Below are 21515 nucleotides of genomic sequence, written 5' to 3'. Positions count from 1 at the left end.
CGCCGCCACCTGCGGCACAGCGCCGTCTGCCGCCGGGCACCGCCCATGCCGCGGTTACGACCATCGCAGGGGCCGATATCATCGTCGCCGCCAGCAAGCGGGACACCCGGCTGCGCGATTTCGCCGGGCAGGTCGCGCATCTCGACGGAATCGACCTGGCGCTTGGCGGCGCGGGGGGCAGCGACGCGGTGCTGGCGCGGCTGGCGAGCGTGTCGTCGACGCATCTCGGTGCGGGGCGCAACAAGCTGTTCATTCGCGGCATTGCGGATTCGAGCTTCACCGGCCCGACGCAGACGACCGTCGGCCAGTATCTCGGCGACATCCGGCTCAGCTACAACGCGCCCGATCCCGACCTGCGGCTCTACGATATCGCGTCGGTCGAGGTGCTCGAGGGGCCACAGGGCACCCTCTACGGCGCAGGGTCGCTTGGCGGCATCATCCGCACGGTCCCCAACGCGCCGGTGATCGACGACACGACGGCCGCCATCGCGACGGGCGTGTCCGCGACGACGCATGGCGACCCCGGCGGCGACATCGGCGCGACGCTCAACCTGCCTGTGATGGAGGGCCGGATGGCGCTGCGTATCGTGGGCTATGCGGTGACGGAGGGCGGGTATATCGACAACCCGACGCTCGGGCAGAGCGACGTGAACCGCACCAGCATCGCCGGAGGGCGGGGTACGCTGCGTGTCGATCTGGGGCGCAACTGGACGCTCGATCTGGGCGGCGTGTACCAGCGGACCCGCGGCGACGACAGCCAATATACCGATCGCGACGCGCCGCCCCGCACGCGGAACAGTGCCGTCGTACAGGGCTTCGGTGCGGACTACCGGATGGGCGATCTGGTCGTGTCGGGCACGCTTGGCGGCCTGATGCTGCGATCGTCGACGGCGATCGTCGGGCAGACGCTGACGGAACGCTATGACGCCACCATGGTGAACGGCGATCCGCGGCTGTTCGTGCAGCGCAACGCGACCGCGATGCTGACCAACGAGACCCGGCTGTGGCGGCCGATGCGCGCCGGCTTCGGCTGGGTGGTGGGCGGCAGCTTCACGCACAACCGGACGCGGCTGTCGCGCGCACTCGGCGCAGTCGAGGCACCGGTGCCCGTGACGGGCGTTACCAACCGGATCGACGAGGCGACGCTCTATGGCGAGGCCAGCGTCGCGCTGTTCCCCGGATTGATCGCGACCGGCGGCGCGCGCGATGCGTCGAACCTGGCCGCGCTGCTCGCGACGCGCGACCCGACGACGGGCAGCGAACAGCGGCTGACCAACATGATCACGAGCAACGCGGCGTCGCTCGAGCAGCGCAAGCTGGTCGGCGATGCGCAGGGCGCGATCCGCGACGGCGCGGTGACCGCACGCGATTCGGGCAGCGGTGTCGACCTCGACAGCGAGGCGGTCGACCTGCTCCGCTTCCAGCAGGCCTATCAGGCGTCGAGCCGCGTCATCCAGACCGCGCGCGACATCCTCCAGACCATCCTCGAGATCCGGTAGGCCTTATGCAGATCGCGACCAGCCTGTTCTACGACCGCTCGGCGAAGGCGATGAATGCGCTGTCGAAGCAGGCGGACGCTTTGCAGACGCAGATCTCGTCCGGCATCAAATTCACCGCGCCCTCGTCCGACAGCGCCGCCTATCAGCGGCTGGCGGGGCTCGCGCGCGATGCCGTCGACGACAAGGCCTATGCCGCGAACCTGACGACCGCCGCATCGGTGCTGAAACAGTCGGACACCACGCTCAGTGCGATCACCGCGCAGTTGCAGCGCGTGTCCGAACTCACGGTGCAGGCGCGCAACGGCACGCAGAGCGGCGATGCGCGCAAGGCGATCGGCGTCGAAATCGCGGGCATCGTCGATACAATCGCGAGTCTCGCGAACGTCAAGGACCTGCGCGGCCAGCCGATCTTCGGCGGCGCGGACGGCGGGCCCGCGGCGGTGAAGCAGGCCGATGGCAGCTATGCGCTGGCGACGACCAGTGTCTCGCCGATCCCGGTCGGCGACGGCGCGAGCGTCCAGGCGAACGAATCGGCGTCGCGCGTGCTGCGCGCCGACGGCAAGGACACGCTGGCGGTATTGAGCGCGATCGCGACCGCGCTCCAGGCCGAAAGCTATGATCCCGCCGCGCTCGATACCGCACTCGACGATCTGTCGGCGGCGTCGGAACAGGTGTCGTCGATCCAGGCGTCGCTCGGCGCGCGCGCGTCGCGGGTCGATCTAGAAACCGCCCGGCTGAAGGACGTCGCGGTCGACCGCGAGGATACCCGCCAGTCGATCGAGGGCACCGACATCACGACGGCGATCACCGAGTTGCAGAAGACGATGACGATCCTGTCGGCGACTCAGGCGAGCTTCTCGAAGCTCAGCGCGCTGTCGCTGTTCGATTATCTTCGCTGAGCGCATTTATAGAACATGGGGTAATCGCGGATCGTACTGAACCCTTTTACGACTTGGACGGGCGATATCGGTGCCATCAAAGTTCGGCGCTAAGATGAAGCGCTGGTTGGGGAAGTAGCCTGATCCTGCCTATGACGGAGGACGACCATGAGCGCGTATGTCGGTTTGGACGTTTCGTTGAAAGAGACAGCGGTATCGGTGCGACGGGGCGGCAAACGCATCTGGCGTGGAAAATGTGCGTCAGATCCGAAGGTTTTAGCTGATTTGATCCGCGCACGCGCGCCGGACGCCGAGCGGGTCGTATTCGAAACCGGTCAATTGTCGACGTGGTTCTACCATGCGCTCAAGGCCGATGGTGTTCCTGCCATCTGCATTGATGCGCGGCACGCGAAAGCTGCGCTGGATATGGCCGCGAACAAGACAGACGCGAACGACGCGGATGGTCTGGCGCATATTGCAGAAGTCGGCTTCTACCGGGAAGTTCGGGTAAAGGGGTTCGAGAGCATGCTGATGCGTACGCTGGTCGCGGCGCGAGATCAGATTCTCAAAGTGATCGTCCAGATGTCGAACCAGATTCGCGGACTGATGAAGACCTTTGGCCTAGTCGTGCCGAAAAGTGCTGGTGGTGCTTTTGAGGGCCATGTCCGTCGATTACTGGCGGATAATACCCAGCTTGAACGGATCGTCTTGCCGATGCTCGATGCCTGGCGAGGGTTGCGTATGCAGGCTGCTAAACTTGATGGGCAACTTCGTGCCGCCTCGCGGTTGGATCAACGATGCGCTCTACTCATGTCCATTCCTGGCATCGGTCCGGTCACGGCGTCTTCGTTCGTCGCAGCCGTGGAAGAACCTGGCAATTTCAAATCATCTCGTGCGGTAGGCGCTTGGCTTGGTTTGACGACTAGGCGCTACCAGTCCGGCGAAGTCGATTACGGCGGCCACATATCCCGTCGGGGAGATCCGCGCCTCCGCGGCCTGCTTTACGAGGCCGCTGTCGTGATCCTGACGCGTTCGACGGGCGAAAGCACTTTGAAACAGTGGGGTGTCGGATTGAGGGAACGTCTCGGCTTCAAGAGAGCAGCCGTGGCGGTCGCTCGCAAACTTGCCGTCATCATGCACCGTATGCTGCATACAGGAGAGCTTTTCGACCGGACCGCTGGCGCTGCCGTCAGCTGACAACAGCTTGACCGAAATGCCAGCCTGAGGATGCCCCTGCCGGGGCGTAGGCCGGATCATTCCGCTATGTCCGTTGCGAGAGGCGACACTGCCTGAATGCGCATAGAACATTGGAAGATCCGCTTTTACGAAAACCCATCCTGCGGCGCCAAATGGCGACCGCGTAGACGACCATGTACCGGCAGAAGCAGTCATCAGATGATGTTTTTAACAGGTAGGAAATGCGCCCGATGAAATCTCCTTGACCCCACCGCGATTAGACGACGGATAGAGGCGGATTAGCCGAGCAGTGATGAAAGCCCCTCCCCCCATTCCGTCTTTAAGCCTCACATCATAAGCGCGGGCGAGCACGAAGCCGCTCATGACAAAGAACAAGTCTACCGCGAGGTATGCTCCGATTGCTACGAAGGGGGCGAAGGCTTGCGGGTAATGCAACGTGATGACGCTTATGGCGGCAAGACCCCGTAAAATGTCTAGGATATGAAAGGACCGTGATCGATCCTCCGCCGTTCGCTCGGCGCGACCTGTCGCAACATCGGCCATCTCGTGATCCCCAACCGCAGGCCGACCCCAAGGTTGTCTGAACACGACAGGCCCCGTTTGATTTACGCGGCAGCGGTGTTTACCCCTCACGGCTCTAGGCGACACAGGGTCCAGAGGCGCGCGAGGAGGTTGGCATACCTCTTCGCCCAAGCCACGCGGCTGCGCATGGCAAGACATCCTGCCCGCAACATCGACGAGCATTTCCACCTAAAGACTCTCGGCGCCGAGCTCGAATCTGACCCGCAGCCGTGCGCATCTCGTACAATGAAGGGCTTATTAACCTCGTATCTTCATATGCGGATGTAGTCCCACATTTCCGCGAGAGAGCATGCCATCCTTTATTTCCGTAGCGATGGCCGCTGGCAGTGCGCCCAGCATTCTGTTGGGCATGATCGGGCTGGGCTGCGTTGTTATCTGGCCGTTCCTGCGCAGTTTGCGTCGGGTGATCGTCGTCCAGGGCGTAGGCGCGACCGCCTTCACATTTCAGTTCGCCGTCCTTGGCGCCTCGACCGCAGCTGTGGCTTGCGGCATCTCGCTAGCGCAGCTGATGATCGCGCTGACCGTACGGGACCGTCGAACGCGGCTTGCGCTCAATGTCGCGAGCCTCGTCGTCCTTGCCGCGCTGGCTCTTATCACATGGGCAGGCATATCATCGCTTCTGGCCGGTTGCGGTGGCTTAGTAAGCATGGCCGCGCGCAATCAGCCATCGCCTATACGGATGAAGGTAGGCTTCCTGATCGGGGCTCCCTTCTGGTTGGCACACAATATTATAGTCGCGCGCCGTTTGCGCTGACGGTGGATTTCATCTCCGTCGTCACTAACATCGGTGGACTCGGCCTAGCGGCGTTCGGGGCGCGGCGGAGCCTGCAAGCCGCGGGCTCAGGCGCTGCATTGCGCAATGCAGGGGGCGTTTACCGGGCTTCTTTCAACCGATACTTGGGCTGGGCGGGCTTATTCAGGCTGAACCGCTATCGTGTCGCGGAGCAACGGAAGCGCTGCGCATGATCGATCTATTACAGGCCGTGTCGGCAGCGAACGCGTAGCCGATGCAAGCGCAATGTCATTGGATAGAGGCGGATGTGATCTTTGTGCGTCATGAAGCGCGCGCGCGAGCGAACAATCGAGTAAAATCCGCTTCGTCAATCGCGCCGATGACCAACACCGGCCCAGCAAGGTAGCCCGGCGTGCCCGGAAGTCCGATCGCGAGAGCTTGTTGACCGTTAGTGCGAAGGAGCGCCGAGATTTGCTCGTCGTGCGACGTCAGATAGGCGATGGTCCGGGTCCAATCACCACCCGCCTCAGTTACGACATTCCTGAGCATGCCATCGTCAATAGCTCTACTGTCAGTCATAAGCCGACGATGAACCGCCGGGTAGATGCCCTGGTCGGCGCTCGCGAGCGCCACCCGTGCAGCTTGCTCCGACGGTGGACCGAAAATGGGCCAGTCCTTGTAGATCACGCGCACGTCTGCGTCCTTGCGTATTGCTTCTTCCAACGCCGGGAACGCACGCCTGCACGCTGGGCAGCGATAGTCAGAAAAGACAGCGAGATGCAGGGATGCATCAGCCGGCCCGCTCATCGGAAAACCCTTTCCGTCGAGGATTTTCGCCAAAGCGCTGGACCTGCCGATGTCACGTCCGATCGGCACCGTTCGCCTTAACACCATACTGGCCGCCCATCCGCCAACGACCAATGCACCCAGCTGCATTATTTGGCGACGGGTTAGCGGCGCGGGCATGCTACAGCCCCTGCGGGAGTCTGATGGCGCGGATGCCGCTGCGCGTAAAACATTCCTGGCATGCGCACTTGGTAGCGGGTGGAGGCACGGAGCACAGCCAAACTGTTCCGACCTCATGGGCATCGAACTCTGCTGAATATATTATCGGTCGACACAGCAGCTCACTCGTGCCCACAAAGCCTCCGCTATTTTGCGGTGCGTTGATTCGCTTTGACGGCAAGGAAAGTTTTACATGAAGCTGGACGATCTTGTGAGAAGTGTCGGAACAGAAAGCGAACTTAGCACGGTAAAGGCGCGCGCGCTGATCGACCATGTGTTCGGCAGTATCGGCGATGCGGTTGCACGCGGCGAGGAAGTGTCATTGCCGGGGTTCGGCAAATTCTCCAGCAAGGGTACGAACGCGCGCACCGGACGCAATCCACGTACAGGCGAGCCAATGGAAATCGCTGCGTCGACCAAAGTCGTGTTTGTCCCCGCCAAGGCGTTCAAGGACAAGCTTCCCGTCGCAAAGGGTCGCTCATGACGACAGAGACTGACGCCGGTCCAAGCGCTATCGAACTCGCAACCGAGCTGACGATCGCATGGTTGAGTAATCCCAACACCCGCGCGTCGGCCGAGGACGTGCCGGCGTTTCTCGCCACGATGCGAGATAGCGTGCTGCAACTGATCGGTCAGCCAGATGCGGCAGGCGTCGAGGAACCTCCAGCTGACCTGTTCACCCCGGCGGTGTCAGTGCGCAAGTCGCTCGCGTCGAAGGAGCACATCATCTCGATGATCGATGGCAAACCTTACAAGACCTTGCGCCGCCATTTGGGAGGGCATGGCCTGACCGAAGAAGAGTATCGGCGCCGGTATAATTTGAGGCCGATTATCCGATGGTGGCAGAAGCGTACTCAGCCGCGCGTCGCGCCATGGCAAAGAAAATTGGCCTGGGCCGCAAACCTGGCCTGCGGACGACACCAACTGAATCCAGTCCGCCCAAACGACAAAAGTTGAAGCTGCCGACTATCACCGGATAGTTTTTAGGCAATCAGTCGGACCCTAGCAGCCTCTTCGAGAAACGGTCGCCACGGGAGAGCTATCACGATCGGCCAAGGACGTTGAAACGGCATACCTAGCCTCCCAAAACCGCTTCTTGTTTCCTTCTCCGAAATCCGGCTGGACCGTATTGAGTTTTCGGGGAATGCCTCTGCTCGTCTGCTATGCGCGCGTGTCCACGACTAGTCGCTTAGCCAATCTGCCTAGATAGAGGCTGTCGCTCGACCACCGGGCCTTTGTCCACCCACCCAACCCTGACGCCTCGCCTTGCGGCCCGCGTGGGCGTAGCGTTTAACCAAACAGGTCGCCGATCATGCGCAGCTCGCAACGTACGCACTTCGACCGGCTACCCCGCACAACCCGAGGGTGAGGGACAGGAGCCCCGCCCGCGTATTTCATGCTAGAGGGGCGGAGTGAACGATATGAACAACCTCGACGCAGTATTGATGAGGCTCGCGTACGCACCCGTGCCCGAAAGCCTCGACGGAATCGAAGCCAGGGTGCTCGCGCGCATTTCTGCGGCGCCAGTGGCCCGTGTCGGCATGGGCTTCGGCGCGATGACGATCGCGGCTGCGCTCGTCATGGGGATATTCGGCGCTGGCGTTCCAGCGAAGGAGGCCAGCGCGGCATCTCTCCTATTCCCGCTTGGGCCAGTGTCGCCGCTCGCGCCATCGACCTTGCTGGTCGGCACGCCGTGAGCGGCCGTACCCGGCTCATGCTTGGTGTGATCGCGTGCTTCGTCGCGGCGATCATCGGCGTGTTCATCGGGCGGGCGCTTCTCCCGTCCCGGGCGCAGCCCGGCGCGGAGCTGCATGACGTGCTGCATCACAAGCTAGCGCTGGACGCCACCCAAGAGGCGCGCCTTCAGATATTGGAGCAGCGGTTCGCGGTGCAGCGGCGCGCGTTCGAGCTGGAGTTGAGAGCCGACAACGCGCGGCTTGCCGAGGCGATCGAGGCCGAGCACGGCAACGGCCCGCGGGTCGCCGCCGCAGTCGATCAGAGCCATGCCGCGATGGGCGAACTACAAAAGGCGACGCTCGCGCACATATTCGCGATGCGACAGCTTCTCCGGCCGAACCAGACCGGGCAGTTCGATCAGGCGGTGGTCAAGGCGCTCACCGACGACGTCCATTGAGTCTTGGTGCGTGAGCCTCGACTGGACGACGCTAACCGAGGGTGAGCTTGCAGCGCTCAGCATCGCAGGAAGGCAGGCCGCTTTTTCCGAGATCATGCGTCGGCATCGCCAGTCAGTCTTCCGCATGGTCAGGGCTTGCGTCGGAGAAGCCGACGAGGCGCTGGACCTGGTGCAGGAGACGTTCGTCGCGGCTCACCAGGCGTTGCCTCGCTACGACGGCGATCGTTCGATGCGCGCGTGGTTATCGACGATCGCGATCAACAAGTGCCGGGATTGGGGGCGCAAGCGCACCGTGCGGCGCTTCCTGTCGTTCGCCGCGCCGATCGGCCCCGAGGCCGAAGCGGTGGCAGACGATCAGGTGGCAATCGACGACGCCACGGGCGACCGTCAGGAGCTGGACCGGGTGACGCGTGCCATCTCGACCTTGCCGGCGAACTTGAAGGAGCCGCTTGTCCTCCGCACGATCGAGGGCTTGAGCCAAGCCGAGACGGCCGAGGTGTTGGGGATCAGTGAGAAGGCCGTAGAGACCCGCCTGTATCGAGCGCGGCGCAGCCTGGCAGACCGACTTGGGGCGATGACCCGCTCAGCCGCGGGCTGAACAGCCGATTACGATCTACGTCACTGCCGGTTCAACAGCGGAGCCGCAGAACGCCTCCACAGTTAGGAGAGGTGACATGAACGCTTTGAGTAGAGTCGCGCTTGGGATTGGGCTGACCTTCGGTCTCGCGGTGCCCGCAATGGCCCAAAATCAGGATTGGCGGTATCAACGGGACTGGCAACATGGCGATCAGCACCAGCAATTGCGCGACGAACACCATGACGGCCATGATGCCATCGACGACGAACATGCCGAGGCGCACGCCTACGGGCTGACGCGTCGGGATCACCGTCGGCTTCATCGTGACCTTCGCCACGAGCACCGCGACGAGCATCGCGAACTCCGGCGCGAGCATGGCGACGACCATGATCGGAACTACTCCAATCCATATGGCTACTAAGCGGCTCTGTCGCTGAGCAAGATTGCAGGGAAAGGCCGCAGCACCACCTGCCCTCGCCTTTCCCTGCAAAGGCATTGAGGGGTTCGCGCTCGCGCCGCGTATCAAGGCTAGAGGGACACTCCCGTTCGAGAGCCTTGAGGACCGTATGAGCCGCATATTCGATCGCCGCCAGATGCTACGCGGGGCTGCCCTAGCGGGCGGCGGCGTGGCGCTTACCGCCTATATGCCCGCATGGGCGCAGCCTGTGTCGGGCGGGATCGTCAAGCCGTTGCCCGTCGTGTCAGGCGCTGAGATCGCGCTGACGATCGACAGTTTCAAACTTCCCGTCGATGGAAAGTCCACGCCCGCGATCGGCGTGAACGGCACGGTGCCCGCGCCTCTCATTCGCTTGAAAGAGGGGCAGAAGGTCCGCCTGTCCGTCACCAACAACCTCGACGTGGACAGCTCGATCCACTGGCATGGGCTGCTGGTCCCCTTTCCGATGGACGGCGTTCCCGGCATCAGCTTCCCCGGCATCAAGGCACGTTCGACCTTCGTGTACGAGTTCCCGATCATCCAGGCGGGCACCTATTGGTATCACAGCCACTCGGGCGCGCAGGAGCAAGGCGGGCTTTACGGTCCTATCGTGATTGATCCGGCCGGCACAGATCCGATCGGCTACGACCGCGAGCATGTGATCGTGCTGTCCGACCATAGCCAGATGACGGGCGACCAGATTTTCCGAAAGCTGAAGCAAATGGGCGGTGCCTATTTCAACTATCAGCGCCCGACGCTCGCGGGTTTGCTCGCCGGTCGGGAGATGCCCCTGAAGGACCGTATCGACTGGGGCAAAATGCGGATGGACCCCGCCGATATCGCCGACGTCACGGGCTCGACCTACACCTTCCTGGTCAACGGCTATGGGCCGTATGACAATTGGACGGGGCTGTTCAAGGCAGGCGAGCGCGTTCGCCTGCGGATCATCAACGCCGCGGCGCAGACCAACTTCACGTCCGCATCCCCCGACCTGCCGATGACCGTCGTGCAGGCCGACGGGCAGAACGTCCGCCCCGTTCAGGTGGACGAGTTTCAGATCGGCGTCGCCGAGACGTTCGACGTGATCGTAATGCCCGGGGACCGGGCCTACAGCTTCGTCTCCGAAGCGATCGACCGCTCCGGCATGGGCCGGGCGACGCTTGCCCCGCGTGAGGGCATGATCGCGCCCGTTCCTCCACTCCGTCCGCGCACGCTGCTGACCATGACCGATATGGGCATGGACATGGGGAGCATGGGCGGGATGCAAGGCATGTCCGGCATGTCGGAGGAGAGTCCGGTCGTGAAGCGCGGGGCGGACCCCACCTTGATGCAGAATGCTTCGCGCAACCTATGGAAGCTGACCGGCTGGAAGGAGCCCACCGATCACGGGACGGTCGCGGTAGGCGCTGCGATGGGAGGCATGTCCGGCATGTCGGGCATGGACCACAGCAAGATGAGCGGCACTGCCATGCCCGGAATGGACCACAGCCAGGTGGCGGCGGGTGGTGCCGGCATGGCCGGCATGGATCAGGGCCAGATGAGCAGCGGCGCTGCTATGCCCGGAATGGACCATAGCGCCATGAAGGGCGGCTCGAGCCAGGCTGGCGGCATGGCCGGTATGGATCACGGCTCAGGTGGCAGCATGAACATGAGCATGCGCGATCCGAAGAATGCGCCGGGCGCAAGATGGGGCCGGGCGTGCAGACCATTTCCCCGATGCCGAAAGACCGGAGTGGCGAGCCGCCGCAGGGCTTGGAAGACCTTGACCACCGTGTCCTCACCTATCGTGACCTCGTGGCGCTCGCGCCCAACCCGGACGTGCGCGCGCCATCGCGTCAGTTCGAGATCCACCTGACGGGTAATATGGAACGCTACATGTGGGGCTTCGACGGTCAGAAGCTCAGCGACCCGGCCGATCCCATTCCGTTTCGCAACGGCGAGCGGGTGCGGATTACGCTGATCAACGACACGATGATGCCGCATCCGATCCATCTCCACGGTCACTTCTTCGAGCTGGTCACGGGCCACGGCGACCACGCGCCACGCAAACACACGGTGAATGTGCCGCCCGGAGGTAAAATGGCCTCGATTTGACGGCCGATGCTCCGGGGGATTGGGCGTTCCACTGCCATAATCTCTACCACATGACTGCGGGCATGATGCGTGTCGTCACCGTTCGGCCATTAGAGGGAGCGGCAGCATGAACCGGCTGATCCCGGCGCTCGCCGCCACCACGATGCTTGGCATGACCGTTCCGGTCGCCGCCCAGTCGATGCAGGGCATGAACATGCCGGGCATGACGATGCCAATGCCCGCCAAGAAGAAGCCGGCGAACAAACCCGCAGCGAAGGGGAAGCCCGCCACAAAGACGAAGGCTACCGCGCGCACCGCAACCCTAAGGGGGAAAGCGGCTCCAGCAGCGAAGCGCGGGGCCGCGCCAATGGCCGGCATGAAGGGTATGGATCACGGGACCATGCCGGGCATGGATCATTCGACCATGCCCGGGATGGACCAGAATGCCCCGCAGGGCTCCCAGCAGGACATGCAGGCGATGCCGGGGATGCAGATGCCCCAAAACGGCCAGACGCCCGCTCAGGGCGCTCAGCAGCCGATGCAGGGTATGGATCACTCGGCCATGCCGGGCATGAATATGCCAGCCGACCAGAGCAGCGGCCACGACATGCAGGGAATGCCCGGCATGGCGGGATGCCAGGCATGGCGACGGAGGGGGTGCAGCAGACCGGCACCGCGCTTCCCGCCGGAAACGGACCGCCCCCGCCTATCCCGACTGACCACGCGGCCGACGGCGTTTACGGGGCGGACACGATGGCGATGGGCCGCCATCATCTTCGGCAGCATGGCGGTCAGAACTTCAGCCAGGTGCTGTTGAACCTAGCCGAGTATCAATTCCGCAACGGCCGTGACGGCTATCGCTGGGACGGCGAAGCGTGGTTTGGTGGAGACATCAACCGTCTGTTCGTCAAGAGTGAGGGCGAGGGAGCGTTTCGCAAGGGCATCGAAACTGCCGAGGTGCAGGCGCTCTATAGCCGGACGATCGGCCCGTATTTCAATCTACAAGCGGGCGTGCGCCAGGACTTGGGGCCTTCCCCGAAGCGCACTTATGCGACCGTCGGGTTTGAGGGACTGGCACCAGGTTTCTTCGAGTTGGAGGGGGCGCTGTTCCTGTCCAACAAGGGCGATGTGCTTGGTCGGCTTGAGGGATATTACGACCAGCGCGTCACCCAGCGACTGATCTTGCAGCCGCGCGCCGAGCTTAATTTCGCGGCTCAGGACGTGCCGGAAAACCGGATCGGATCGGGCCTGTCCAATGCCGAGCTGGGATTGAGGCTCCGCTATGAGATACGGCGCGAGTTCGCGCCCTATATCGGCGTGTCGTGGGATCGCCGGTTTGGCGACACCGCCCGCTACGTCCGGGCGGAGGGCGACAAGGCCACGTCCCGCAGCATCGTTGCCGGCGTCCGCATGTGGTTCTGAGCCTGCCGCCCCGAGCACCGCTAGGCGCTCGCGCGCATAATCAACTGGCATGTCGAGGGGAGAAGTAATGCAACACGAGGCATCGGGCACGCTGAAACGGCACTTGCCGAGCTTGTCCTTCGTTGCGGTGGTGGCGGTTCTTGTCGCCGTTTGCACAGCCGCATTCGTCTATTTCGGCGTGTATAATATCGCGGCCGACGAGCCGCACACGCCTGCGGTCTATTCGGTGCTCGAACGGTTGCGCGATCGGTCGATCGAGGCGCACGCCCGCGGTATCGCGCCACCGGCTGATCTTGCGTCGGCGCAGCGCGTGTCGATCGGCGCGGGCCTTTATGGGGAAATGTGTTCCGGATGCCATCTCGGCCCCGGCGTCGAGAAGTCCGAAATGAGCCAGGGCCTCTATCCGCAGGCACCGGAACTCGCGCGTGCCCAGGATCTCACTCCCGCGCAGCAATTCTGGATCATCAAGCACGGCGTAAAGCTCAGCGCCATGCCGGCATGGGGCAAGACCCATCCCGATCCCCTGATTTGGGATATGGTCGCGTTCGTGCGCAAGCTCCCCGGTATGACGCCCGAGCAGTATAAGGCGCTGGTGGCGAGCGCCCCGGCCGATCACGATGAGATGATGAGGGATATGCCAGGCATGAAATGATGCCGGCGACGACATTGATGGAGGGGCGGTTCTGAAAAGCGCAAAATTGAGGCTGCACCTGCTCGCGAGCCGCATCCATAAATGGCTTGCGATCATCATCGGCGCGCAGCTCCTGCTATGGTTCACGAGCGGCGCCTTGATGAGCTTCCTGCCGATCGAGCGGGTGCATGGGGATCATCTCGTCGACCGCAAAGCCGTGACGGCCATTCCCACCGGCATCGCGCTCGCGCCGCCATCGGCGATCGTCGCCGCGAGCGGTGCGCCGATCGAGGCGATAACCTATCGCATGTGGCTTGGCCGGCCCGTCGCCGAGGTCGCGACTGCCAAAGGCACGCGCCTGCTCGACGCCTCGACCGGCACGGTGCTTCCGGCACTAACAGCCCGCCAGGCCGAAGAGATTGCACGCTCGGCGTGGCGCGGCAGCGCCCGACCGACAGCAATGGTAGAACGGATCGAGCGCGCTAACCCCGAATACCGAGGAACGCTTCCTGCTTGGCGCGTTGCGTTCACCGATCCCGACTCCACCCGCGTATTCGTAGCGGCTGACACCGGCCGGATCATGGCGGTGAGGACCGGGACATGGCGGCTCTACGACTTCTTCTGGGGCCTCCACATTATGGATTGGACGAACCACGAGAATTTCAACACACCCTGGCTGCTCGCCTTCGCGATCGGCGGACTGGTTCTATGGTTGGGCGGGGCGGTCCTTCTCTACATGCGGTGGCCTAAGCGACGACGTCGCATCGCCGGGACTGGCGCGTAATATACGCGCCGCAGGCGTGCCGCCCTTGGAAATAAAGTCTCGTTTCTGGACGACATCTCGCGCGTTTTAACGGCGTGCGTGAGGGGTAGCGTCCCCGCACGCGTAAAAAGACTTAGAACCCGAGGAGATCGACAATGCGATTTGCACCGACGTTAGCAGCTTTAGCCCTGATCACCACGCCCGCGCTCGCACAGCAGAGCGGGGGAATGCAGGGCATGGACCACAGCCAGATGGGCGGCATGAAGGGCGCCGACATGTCCAAGATGATGGCCGGCAACCCCTACGGTCAGGCCGAGATGGACATGCACCAGAAGATGATGGCGGCCAAGCAGGGCGATGCGGCCGAAATGTGGACCCGCAAGATGATCGAACATCACCGCGGCGCTGTCGCTATGTCGCGCGTCGCCTTGCGGGTTGCTAACGATGCCGAAACTAAGCGTATGGCTCAGATGGGTATCGCGGAACAGGAAAAGAGCATTGCCGAGCTTCAGGGTTGGCTCAGCAAGCACGGTAAGCGCCCGCAGTAAGGGGTGCTTACCCGCCCTGTCGATTCCCCCCCAATTCCCCCGGCAGGCGGGGTTTCTCATTCGGAGCTGACCTATGAAGCACGGCCTACGCGGCATCATTGCCGCCTTGTTGATGACGGTTCCCGCCGTAGCATCGGCTGCGGCCGACATCGCCATGCACCGCGATCCTGGGTGCGGCTGTTGCGAGAAATGGGCAGCCCAGGTTCGCCAGCAGTTCGGCCGCAAGGTCCAGATCATCGACGACGCGAACCGCACGGTTTTCCAGCGCCGCGTGGGCGTGCCGGCGCAGCTCGCGTCCTGCCACACTGCGATCATCGACGGGATGGCATTTGAGGGACACGTTCCGATCGCCGACATGAAGCGCGTGCTTGCGCAGCACCCGAACGGCGTGCGCGGACTAGCGGTCGCGGGAATGCCGATGGGCTCCCCTGGCATGGAGGTCGCAGGGGCAAAGCCGCAAGCCTACGACGTGATCGCGTTTGGCCCAGCTGGGGGCCGCGTCTTCGCGCATCACGGGGGATAAGAGCTGGTTAATCCTACGGCATTGATCTTGGCGTGTAACCGACTGCTCGTTTGGGCGAATTGACCTTTAACCCCGTTGCATTAGGTTACACGACGACGTGACCCGCTTTCTTCGCCCTTTCCTGTTATTGTTCGCGGTCGTCGGTCTGTTCGGACAGTCCACGGCGATGGCGATGAGTCCGCTTCAGAGCGAAACCATGTCGATGGCGACAATGGCCTCAATGGATTGCTGCGATGGCATGACGGCGGGACAGATGCACGGCTCGGTGCCGTGTAAGAAGATGACGCTCCAATGCATCGCGGCGATGGGATGCCCCGCCGCGGCGATCACCGAGCCGGTAGGTGCTACTCTCACGACACGCCAGCTCAATCGCCTTGATCCAGCATGGCCACTGACTGCGCGCCTTGATGGGCGGACCTACGGCCCCGACCCCGACCCACCCAGTTTCCTGATCTGACACCCGGATTCCGTCTGCCGCAGGCTCCTTCGAGGCACTTGCGTGCTGGCGGCCACTGCTCAGATCAAGGATTCATGTCATGAATATCAAGTTTTCCGGCGTCCTCGTCGGTATGATCGTCGTGTTTGCTGCTACCTCCGCATCCGCGTCTCCGCGTCCCGATGCCGGTCATTACGAATGGCGGGCGAGTATCCAGGCTCCCCGGTCCTCGCGCGCCGCTTGCCGTGGCGCGTCGCGTCTGGGTGCCGGCGGCCATTGCGATGACCGACGCCGACGCTTGCCAGTCTATGATGGCAGCCAAGCCCGGCGCTATGGCCTGCTGCGCCTCGCAGACTCCTAATCGAGCGCTGAAAGTCGACCGGCGGGGCTTTGACCCTGCCGGTCGGTCTTTCGCTAAACTTCGATCTGCCAGCGGGGAAACCATGTCCAGATACACGATACCGAGCGCCGCGTTGATTGCTGCGCTTACCGCCACCACAGCCACGGCCGGACCGCTCACGTTCGATGCGGCGCTCGCCGCAGCGAAAGGCCATGCGCCATCACTCCGCGCCCGTACCCTTGGGGCCGACAGCGCGCGTGCTTCACGCGGAGCCGCAGGCGCTCTACCCGATCCGAAGCTCGCGCTCGGTGTCGACAGCTTCCCGGTCTCGGGTCCGCTCGCGTTCGAGCCCAATCGTGACAATTTTACCTGGGCGCGGGTAGGTCTGTCGCAAGACATTCCGAACGCTGCCAAACGCCATGCGCAACAGGCGCGCGCCGATACCGATATCGCGGCTGCCGATGCGGAAACGATGGCTGAAGCCCGCACCGTCGAGGTCGAGACCGCAGTCGCTTGGATCACGCTCGCCTACGCCGAACGCCGCTTAGCGGCGCTCGACGCCGTGCGTGGCAAGCTCGATCGTCTGGTGCGGACATCACCAAGCGCGGTGTCCGCGGGTAGCGCTCGCCCGGCGCAGACGCTTGCCGGACGCCAAGGTCTCGCCGCCCTCGATGATCGCCGCGACGAGCTAGTGTCCGCGGTCGCGCGTGGCCGCGCGGACCTGATCCGCTGGACCGGTGATCCAACCCCTGTGGTCGCCGGCCCGGTGCCGGACTTCATGGTAGACCCCGCGCAGTTGCACAGTGCCCTCGACCGCAATCCCATGCTGGCAGCGATTGCGGCCCGTGTCGGCCAAGCCGATGCCGATGTCCGGTTGGCGCAGGCCGATCGCCGCCCCGATTTCGGTGTCGACGTCAGCTACCAGCGCCGCAACCCACGCTTTGGCGATTATGTCTCCGCCGGCGTCACCATCGGCCTGCCGCTGTTCAAATCGCACCGACAGGACCCGTTGATCGCCGCACGCGCCGCGGACGCGGCGAAACGGCGCGCCGAGCAGGAAGATACCGCCCGCCAACTCGCGGCAAGCCTCGATGCGAGCCTTGCCGATCATGTGATGCACCATGCGCAGTGGATGCGATCGAAGGAGACGCTCGAGCCGTTGGCGCGCAAGCGCGTCGATCTCGAGACCGCGAGCTATGCTGGCGGACGTGCCGGACTGCTCGATGTCGTCGACGCACATAGTGCGCTTGCCAATGCGGCCCTCGAAACGCTCGATCGCGAAGCACTGGTCGCGATCGACGGCGCACGTCTCACTCTCACCTATCGGAGCGACCCACGATGAGCCCGCGCGATCTGCTCCCACGTACGCCTGTGTCCCGCGTGGTCGTTCTTGCTATCCTTGCCAGCGGCGGGATCGGGTTCGTGGCGGCGCGGCTGACCAGCCCGGCTACGACAGCCCCGGTGACATCGGCGACCGCCGGTCCGGCCTCCTCGGCTAAACCCAAGCCACTCTATTATTACGACCCGATGGTGCCGCAGGAGCATTACGACAATCCGGACTCGCTCTCGTCGATGGGGATGAAGACGATCCCCAAATATCCGGATGCGAGTGCCACGGGAACAGATTCCAAGCCCGGCATCTCGATCGATCCGTCCGCGATGCAAAATCTCGGCATCCGTATAGCCACGGCGACTACCGGGACGCTGGCCGGCGCACTGGATGCGACCGGCACGATCGACTTTAACCAGCGCGATATCGCGATCATCCAGGCGCGCGCTGCCGGGTTTATCCAGCGGGTCTATAATCGTGCGCCGGGCGACGTGATCGCGCGCGGTGCGCCGATCGCCGACCTGCTCGTGCCCGAATGGGGCGGAGCGCAGGCGGAATATGAGGCCGTCCGGCGAACCGGCGACAGGGCACTGATCGCGGCCGCAGCCCAGCGCCTGCGCCTTCTCGGTATTCCGGGCGGCACTCCGCGCGGGCGCGGCCTGACTACATTGCGCAGTCCGATCGCCGGCGTTATCCAAACGCTCGCGCCCGTGCCGGAGTTACGCTCGCACAGGGCCAGACGCTCGCGCAGGTCAACGGCCTCGGCACGGTCTGGCTGAACGCCGCAGTGCCCGAAGTGCGCGCAAGCGTCGTCAAGGTCGGGCAGACCGCAACTGCTGACCTGGCGGCCTTCCCTGCCGAGCATTTTACCGGACGGATCATCGCCGTCTTGCCGACGACGCAAGCCGATAGCCGCACGCTCACAGTACGGATCGAGCTGCGCAACCCAGGCGGTCGCCTGCGCCCGGGCATGTTCGCGACCGTCCATCTAGGCGGCACGTCCGACACCGCGCTGCTGGTGCCGAGCGAAGCCGTGATCCGCACCGGCACGCGAACGCTGGTCATGCTCGCCGAGGACAAGGGCCGCTATCGACCAGCAGAGGTGAGAGTAGGCCGCGAGGCAAGCGGCAAGACCGAAATCCTCGCAGGACTGGTATCAGGCGAAAAGGTCGTCGCATCGGGTCAGTTCCTGCTCGACAGCGAGGCGAGTTTAACCGGCATCGCCGCGCGCCCAGTCACGGGCGACACAAAGTGATCGCGAGGATCATCGAGGCGTCCGTCAAGGCGCGCTTCCTCGTCCTGCTCGCAGCCCTCGCGCTGATCATCGTTGGGGTGGGCGCGCTCCGCTCGACCGCTGTCGATGCGCTGCCCGACCTTTCCGACGTCCAGGTCATCATTCGCACCACCTATCCTGGCCAAGCCCCACAGATCGTCGAGAACCAGGTCACGTATCCGCTCGCGACGACGATGCTGTCCGTGCCGGGCGCGCGCGTGGTGCGTGGCTATTCGTTCGTCGGCGACAGCTTCGTCTATGTCCTGTTCGACGACGCGACAGATCTCTATTGGGCGCGCAGCCGGGTACTCGAATATCTGAGCCAGGTACAAAGCCGCCTGCCTGAGGGTGCAAAGGCATCGCTCGGCCCGGATGCTACCGGGGTGGGCTGGGTCTATGAATATGCGCTGGTCGACCGGACCGGGCGTCACGACCTCGCACAGCTCCGCAGCATCCAAGATTGGTTCCTGCGCTACGAATTGAAGACCGTGCCGGGGGTTGCTGAGGTCGCGAGCATCGGCGGCATGGTGAAGCAGTATCAGGTCGTCCTCGATCCGCAGAAGCTGGCCGCTACGGGATCACCCACGAGGCGGTGACTGAGGCGCTGAAGCGCGGCAACCAGGAGAGCGGAGGATCGGTCCTCGAGATGGCCGAGGCGGAATATATCGTCCGCGCGACCGGCTATCTGAAGACGCTCGACGATTTCCGCAGCGTGCCGCTCAAGACGGTTGGCGGCGTGCCCGTGACAATCGGCGACGTCGCCACGATCCAGATCGGTCCCGAAATGCGTCGCGGGTTGGCCGAGCTCAACGGCGAGGGCGAGGTTGCAGGCGGCGTCATCGTGATGCGCCAGGGCAAGAACGCGCGCGAGGTGATCGACGGGGTACGGACTCGGCTTGAGGAATTGAAGAAGAGCCTGCCACCCGGCGTGGAGGTCGTCACCACCTATGACCGCTCAGGCCTGATCGATCGCGCGGTCGACAATCTGCGCAGCAAGCTGATCGAGGAGTTCATCGTCGTGGCGCTCGTCTGCGCGCTGTTCCTCTGGCACGTCCGCTCGGCGCTGGTCGCCATCCTCACCCTGCCGCTCGGTATCCTGATCGCGTTCATCGCGATGCGCGTGCAGGGACTGAACGCCAACATCCTCTCGCTGGGCGGCATCGCCATCGCCATCGGCGCGATGGTCGATGCGGCCGTCGTCATGATCGAAAACGCGCACAAGCATCTCGAACATTGGGCGCACGATCATCCGGACGAGACGTTGGCGGGCACCGAACGCTGGCGCGTGATAACCGCCGCAGCGGTCGAGGTCGGCCCGGCGCTGTTCCTCAGCCTGCTCATTATCACCTTCTCGTTCGTGCCGATCTTCTCGCTTCAGGGGCAGGAGGGGCGGCTGTTCGCGCCCCTCGCCTTCACCAAGACCTATGCGATGGCGGGTGCCGCGATCCTGTCGATCACGCTGATCCCGGTGCTGATGGGGTTGCTGATCCGTGGCCGCATCCCGTCCGAAAGTGCCAATCCGATCAATCGCGTCCTCACCCGCATCTACCGTCCCGCGCTCGACTGGGTACTGGCGCGGCCGAAACAGGCGCTGGTCATCGCCGGCCTCGTGTTTGCGACCAGCCTCTGGCCGATCAGTCAGTTAGGCGGCGAGTTCATCCCCCAGATGAACGAGGGCGACCTGCTCTACATGCCGTCCGCGCTGCCCGGCATCTCGACCGCCAAGGCGGGCCAATTGCTCCAGCTCACCGACCGGCTCATCAAGACCGTACCCGAAGTGGAAAGCGTGTTCGGAAAGGCCGGCCGCGCCGACACCGCGACCGACCCTGCCCCGCTCGAAATGTTCGAGACCACGATCCGCTTCAAGCCCAAGGATCAGTGGCGCGCGGGCATGACGCAGGACAAATTGATCGATCAGCTCGACAAGGCGGTGAAGGTGCCGGGCCTCGCCAATTTCTGGATCCCGCCGATCCGCAATCGGATCGAGATGCTGTCGACCGGCATCAAAAGCCCGATCGGGATCAAGGTGGCAGGCGCGAACCTTGCCGAGATCGATGCGGCTGCGCGCGAGATCGAACAGGTGGCGAAGACCGTGCCCGGGGTCGGCTCGGCGCTCGCCGAACGTCTCACCGGCGGGCGGTATATCGATGTCGATGTCAACCGGGCAGCCGCATCACGCTATGGTCTCAACGTCGCCGACGTGCAGTCGATCGTATCGAGCGCGATCGGAGGCGAGACGATCGGCCAGACCGTCGAGGGACTCGCGCGTTATCCGATCAGCGTGCGCTATCCGCGCGAGCTGCGCGACAGCATCGAGGGCCTGCGCAATCTGGCCGTACTGACGCCGGCAGGGCAGCAGATCACGCTCGGCACTGTCGCTGACGTTCGCATCACCGATGGACCGCCGATGCTGCGCAGCGAGAATGGTCGACCGGTAACGTGGATCTACATCGATGGACGCGGCGCTCCGCTCACCACCATCGTTCGTGATCTGCAGAACGTGATCGCCGCCAAGGTGAGACTGCCGCCCGGCGTCAGCGTCACCTACACCGGCCAGTTCGAGTATCTGCAGCGCGCGGTCGAGCGATTGAAGATCGTCGTTCCGGCGACCTTGGTCATCATCTTCCTGCTGCTCTACGCGACCTTCCGCCGGCTCGATGAAGCCGCGCTGGTGATGGGCACCCTGCCGTTCGCGCTCACAGGCGGCCTATGGCTGCTCTATCTGCTCGGCTACAACCAATCGGTCGCCACCGGTGTCGGGTTCATCGCGCTTGCCGGTGTCTCCGCGGAGTTCGGCGTGGTGATGCTAATCTACCTCAAGCACGCGCTGGATGCCCGGGGCGAGACACCGAACGATGCCGAGGTCGCAGCGGCAGTGCGCGAAGGTGCCCTCCTTCGGGTCCGGCCCAAGGCGATGACCGTCGCGGTAATCCTTGCCGGGCTGTTCCCAATCCTGATCGGGACAGGCACCGGCTCCGAAGTAATGAGCCGGATCGCTGCACCGATGATTGGTGGGATGCTGACGGCGCCACTTCTTTCGATGCTGGTGCTGCCCGCCGCCTATCTGCTGCTGCGACGATCGCGCCAGCCTGCCGCTTCTACGTTCCCCCTTCCCTCTTCAATCAAGGATTAGAC

Annotated in this window: 21 protein-coding genes and 4 pseudogenes; 21 read left to right on the top strand and 4 right to left on the bottom strand. The window is 63.8% G+C overall.

Annotated elements, in window-relative coordinates; translation table 11 throughout:
• From NI18_RS00685 to NI18_RS00675, 3 genes are all read left to right on the top strand, one after another.
• On the top strand, positions 1–1499 hold a 1499-nt coding region (locus NI18_RS00685), incomplete at its 5' end, for a flagellar basal body rod C-terminal domain-containing protein (protein WP_157840461.1).
• A 5-nt stretch (positions 1500–1504) separates the two neighbouring features.
• Entirely contained in the window at positions 1505–2398 is an 894-nt protein-coding gene (locus NI18_RS00680; protein ID WP_037527306.1) for a flagellin, read from the top strand.
• A gap of 147 nt (positions 2399–2545) precedes the next feature.
• Positions 2546–3574 carry an IS110 family transposase gene (locus NI18_RS00675; protein ID WP_029625484.1) on the top strand — a complete coding sequence of 343 codons (1029 nt, stop codon included), beginning with the start codon at positions 2546–2548 and terminating at the stop codon, positions 3572–3574.
• A 207-nt stretch (positions 3575–3781) separates the two neighbouring features.
• Here the strand turns inward: NI18_RS00675 and NI18_RS24875 are convergent, their stop codons facing one another.
• Positions 3782–4117, bottom strand: a complete 336-nt coding sequence (locus tag NI18_RS24875; protein ID WP_037527303.1) for an acyltransferase family protein — start codon at positions 4115–4117, stop codon at positions 3782–3784.
• 328 nt (positions 4118–4445) lie between these two features.
• Here NI18_RS24875 and NI18_RS00665 point away from each other — a divergent pair, with 328 nt between their 5' ends.
• The gene (locus NI18_RS00665; RefSeq protein ID WP_084214892.1) at positions 4446–4910 is read left to right on the top strand and encodes a YgjV family protein; all 465 of its coding nucleotides are present in this window, start codon (positions 4446–4448) and stop codon (positions 4908–4910) included.
• A 300-nt stretch (positions 4911–5210) separates the two neighbouring features.
• On the opposite strand, the gene NI18_RS00660 is transcribed toward NI18_RS00665, so the two are convergent.
• Positions 5211–5729: a DsbA family protein gene (locus tag NI18_RS00660; protein WP_306286135.1), complete on the bottom strand. Its 519-nt coding sequence runs from the start codon at positions 5727–5729 to the stop codon at positions 5211–5213.
• A gap of 358 nt (positions 5730–6087) precedes the next feature.
• Here NI18_RS00660 and NI18_RS00655 point away from each other — a divergent pair, with 358 nt between their 5' ends.
• From NI18_RS00655 to NI18_RS00635, 5 genes and pseudogenes are all read left to right on the top strand, one after another.
• A complete protein-coding gene (locus tag NI18_RS00655; protein ID WP_037527300.1) occupies positions 6088–6378 on the top strand; it encodes an HU family DNA-binding protein in 291 nt (96 codons plus the stop codon).
• Positions 6375–6874: pseudogene (locus NI18_RS00650) on the top strand (MucR family transcriptional regulator). The gene NI18_RS00655 and the pseudogene NI18_RS00650 overlap by 4 nt, the downstream one beginning before the upstream one ends.
• A 441-nt stretch (positions 6875–7315) precedes the next feature.
• Positions 7316–7591, top strand: a complete 276-nt coding sequence (locus tag NI18_RS00645) for a hypothetical protein (protein WP_037527298.1) — start codon at positions 7316–7318, stop codon at positions 7589–7591.
• Positions 7588–8028 carry a periplasmic heavy metal sensor gene (locus tag NI18_RS00640; protein ID WP_037527296.1) on the top strand — a complete coding sequence of 147 codons (441 nt, stop codon included), beginning with the start codon at positions 7588–7590 and terminating at the stop codon, positions 8026–8028. Before NI18_RS00645 ends, NI18_RS00640 begins: the two co-directional genes overlap by 4 nt.
• 10 nt (positions 8029–8038) lie before the next feature.
• Complete coding sequence (locus tag NI18_RS00635) at positions 8039–8626, top strand: RNA polymerase sigma factor (protein ID WP_037527294.1); 588 nt, start codon at positions 8039–8041, stop codon at positions 8624–8626.
• 31 nt (positions 8627–8657) lie between these two features.
• On the opposite strand, the gene NI18_RS00630 is transcribed toward NI18_RS00635, so the two are convergent.
• On the bottom strand, positions 8658–8993 hold the full coding sequence (locus tag NI18_RS00630) for a hypothetical protein (RefSeq protein WP_037527292.1): 336 nt from the start codon (positions 8991–8993) through the stop codon (positions 8658–8660).
• A 178-nt stretch (positions 8994–9171) separates the two neighbouring features.
• On the opposite strand from NI18_RS00630, the gene NI18_RS00625 reads away from it, so the two are divergent.
• Genes NI18_RS00625 through NI18_RS27680 form a run of 3 tightly spaced genes read left to right on the top strand, consistent with a single transcriptional unit; the run spans position 9172 to position 11245 of the window.
• Positions 9172–10896 (top strand): copper resistance system multicopper oxidase, encoded by a 1725-nt coding sequence (locus NI18_RS00625; RefSeq protein WP_306286134.1) that lies wholly within the window; start codon positions 9172–9174, stop codon positions 10894–10896.
• Positions 10836–11135, top strand: coding sequence for a multicopper oxidase domain-containing protein (locus NI18_RS26100; protein WP_306286133.1), 300 nt, complete (start codon positions 10836–10838; stop codon positions 11133–11135). The genes NI18_RS00625 and NI18_RS26100 overlap by 61 nt, the downstream gene beginning before the upstream one ends.
• The gene (locus NI18_RS27680; RefSeq protein WP_347574774.1) at positions 11132–11245 is read left to right on the top strand and encodes a multicopper oxidase domain-containing protein; all 114 of its coding nucleotides are present in this window, start codon (positions 11132–11134) and stop codon (positions 11243–11245) included. The genes NI18_RS26100 and NI18_RS27680 overlap by 4 nt, the downstream gene beginning before the upstream one ends.
• Here NI18_RS27680 and NI18_RS25400 read toward each other — a convergent pair.
• On the bottom strand, positions 11211–11492 hold the full coding sequence (locus NI18_RS25400) for a hypothetical protein (RefSeq protein WP_037527290.1): 282 nt from the start codon (positions 11490–11492) through the stop codon (positions 11211–11213). The two genes, NI18_RS27680 and NI18_RS25400, sit on opposite strands and share 35 nt — an antisense overlap.
• A 7-nt stretch (positions 11493–11499) precedes the next feature.
• On the opposite strand from NI18_RS25400, the pseudogene NI18_RS00615 reads away from it, so the two are divergent.
• The 9 genes and pseudogenes from NI18_RS00615 (at position 11500) to NI18_RS00570 (ending at position 21513) form a co-directional block, all read left to right on the top strand.
• A pseudogene (locus NI18_RS00615) lies at positions 11500–12536 on the top strand (copper resistance protein B).
• Positions 12537–12603: 67 nt separating this feature from the next.
• Complete coding sequence (locus tag NI18_RS00610) at positions 12604–13188, top strand: cytochrome c (protein WP_037527288.1); 585 nt, start codon at positions 12604–12606, stop codon at positions 13186–13188.
• A 46-nt stretch (positions 13189–13234) separates the two neighbouring features.
• Positions 13235–13951 (top strand): PepSY domain-containing protein, encoded by a 717-nt coding sequence (locus NI18_RS00605; protein ID WP_183937227.1) that lies wholly within the window; start codon positions 13235–13237, stop codon positions 13949–13951.
• Positions 13952–14085: 134 nt separating this feature from the next.
• Positions 14086–14478: a DUF305 domain-containing protein gene (locus NI18_RS00600; RefSeq protein WP_037527287.1), complete on the top strand. Its 393-nt coding sequence runs from the start codon at positions 14086–14088 to the stop codon at positions 14476–14478.
• Between the two features lie 73 nt (positions 14479–14551).
• A complete protein-coding gene (locus NI18_RS00595) occupies positions 14552–15001 on the top strand; it encodes a DUF411 domain-containing protein (RefSeq protein WP_037527286.1) in 450 nt (149 codons plus the stop codon).
• A gap of 97 nt (positions 15002–15098) precedes the next feature.
• Positions 15099–15458: a hypothetical protein gene (locus tag NI18_RS00590; RefSeq protein WP_037527285.1), complete on the top strand. Its 360-nt coding sequence runs from the start codon at positions 15099–15101 to the stop codon at positions 15456–15458.
• A 422-nt stretch (positions 15459–15880) separates the two neighbouring features.
• Positions 15881–17119: a TolC family protein gene (locus tag NI18_RS00580; RefSeq protein WP_037527282.1), complete on the top strand. Its 1239-nt coding sequence runs from the start codon at positions 15881–15883 to the stop codon at positions 17117–17119.
• Positions 17116–18362 (top strand): annotated as a pseudogene (locus NI18_RS00575) (efflux RND transporter periplasmic adaptor subunit). Before NI18_RS00580 ends, NI18_RS00575 begins: the two are co-directional and overlap by 4 nt.
• Positions 18359–21513 (top strand): annotated as a pseudogene (locus tag NI18_RS00570) (efflux RND transporter permease subunit). The pseudogenes NI18_RS00575 and NI18_RS00570 overlap by 4 nt, the downstream one beginning before the upstream one ends.
• Positions 21514–21515: the final 2 nt, after the last annotated feature.

This window comes from Sphingomonas sp. Ant20 (assembly GCF_000783375.1).
Taxonomy (GTDB): Bacteria; Pseudomonadota; Alphaproteobacteria; order Sphingomonadales; family Sphingomonadaceae; genus Sphingomonas; species Sphingomonas aerolata.
The sequence above is the reverse complement of the archived record's forward strand: the minus strand, read 5'-3'. Positions and strand labels throughout refer to the sequence as shown.

Excerpts from the sequence above, each read along its gene's own strand:
- NI18_RS00680 (WP_037527306.1), top strand. The coding sequence starts at position 1,505 with ATGCAGATCGCGACCAGCCTGTTCTACGACCGCTCGGCGAAGGCGATG.
- NI18_RS25400 (WP_037527290.1), bottom strand. The coding sequence starts at position 11,492 with ATGCCGGCCATTGGCGCGGCCCCGCGCTTCGCTGCTGGAGCCGCTTTC.
- NI18_RS00600 (WP_037527287.1), top strand. The coding sequence starts at position 14,086 with ATGCGATTTGCACCGACGTTAGCAGCTTTAGCCCTGATCACCACGCCC.
- NI18_RS00580 (WP_037527282.1), top strand. The coding sequence starts at position 15,881 with ATGTCCAGATACACGATACCGAGCGCCGCGTTGATTGCTGCGCTTACC.
- NI18_RS00675 (WP_029625484.1), top strand. The coding sequence starts at position 2,546 with ATGAGCGCGTATGTCGGTTTGGACGTTTCGTTGAAAGAGACAGCGGTA.
- NI18_RS00655 (WP_037527300.1), top strand. The coding sequence starts at position 6,088 with ATGAAGCTGGACGATCTTGTGAGAAGTGTCGGAACAGAAAGCGAACTT.
- NI18_RS00595 (WP_037527286.1), top strand. The coding sequence starts at position 14,552 with ATGAAGCACGGCCTACGCGGCATCATTGCCGCCTTGTTGATGACGGTT.
- NI18_RS00630 (WP_037527292.1), bottom strand. The coding sequence starts at position 8,993 with ATGGTCGTCGCCATGCTCGCGCCGGAGTTCGCGATGCTCGTCGCGGTG.
- NI18_RS24875 (WP_037527303.1), bottom strand. The coding sequence starts at position 4,117 with ATGGCCGATGTTGCGACAGGTCGCGCCGAGCGAACGGCGGAGGATCGA.
- NI18_RS00625 (WP_306286134.1), top strand. The coding sequence starts at position 9,172 with ATGAGCCGCATATTCGATCGCCGCCAGATGCTACGCGGGGCTGCCCTA.
- NI18_RS00645 (WP_037527298.1), top strand. The coding sequence starts at position 7,316 with ATGAACAACCTCGACGCAGTATTGATGAGGCTCGCGTACGCACCCGTG.
- NI18_RS00665 (WP_084214892.1), top strand. The coding sequence starts at position 4,446 with ATGCCATCCTTTATTTCCGTAGCGATGGCCGCTGGCAGTGCGCCCAGC.
- NI18_RS00610 (WP_037527288.1), top strand. The coding sequence starts at position 12,604 with ATGCAACACGAGGCATCGGGCACGCTGAAACGGCACTTGCCGAGCTTG.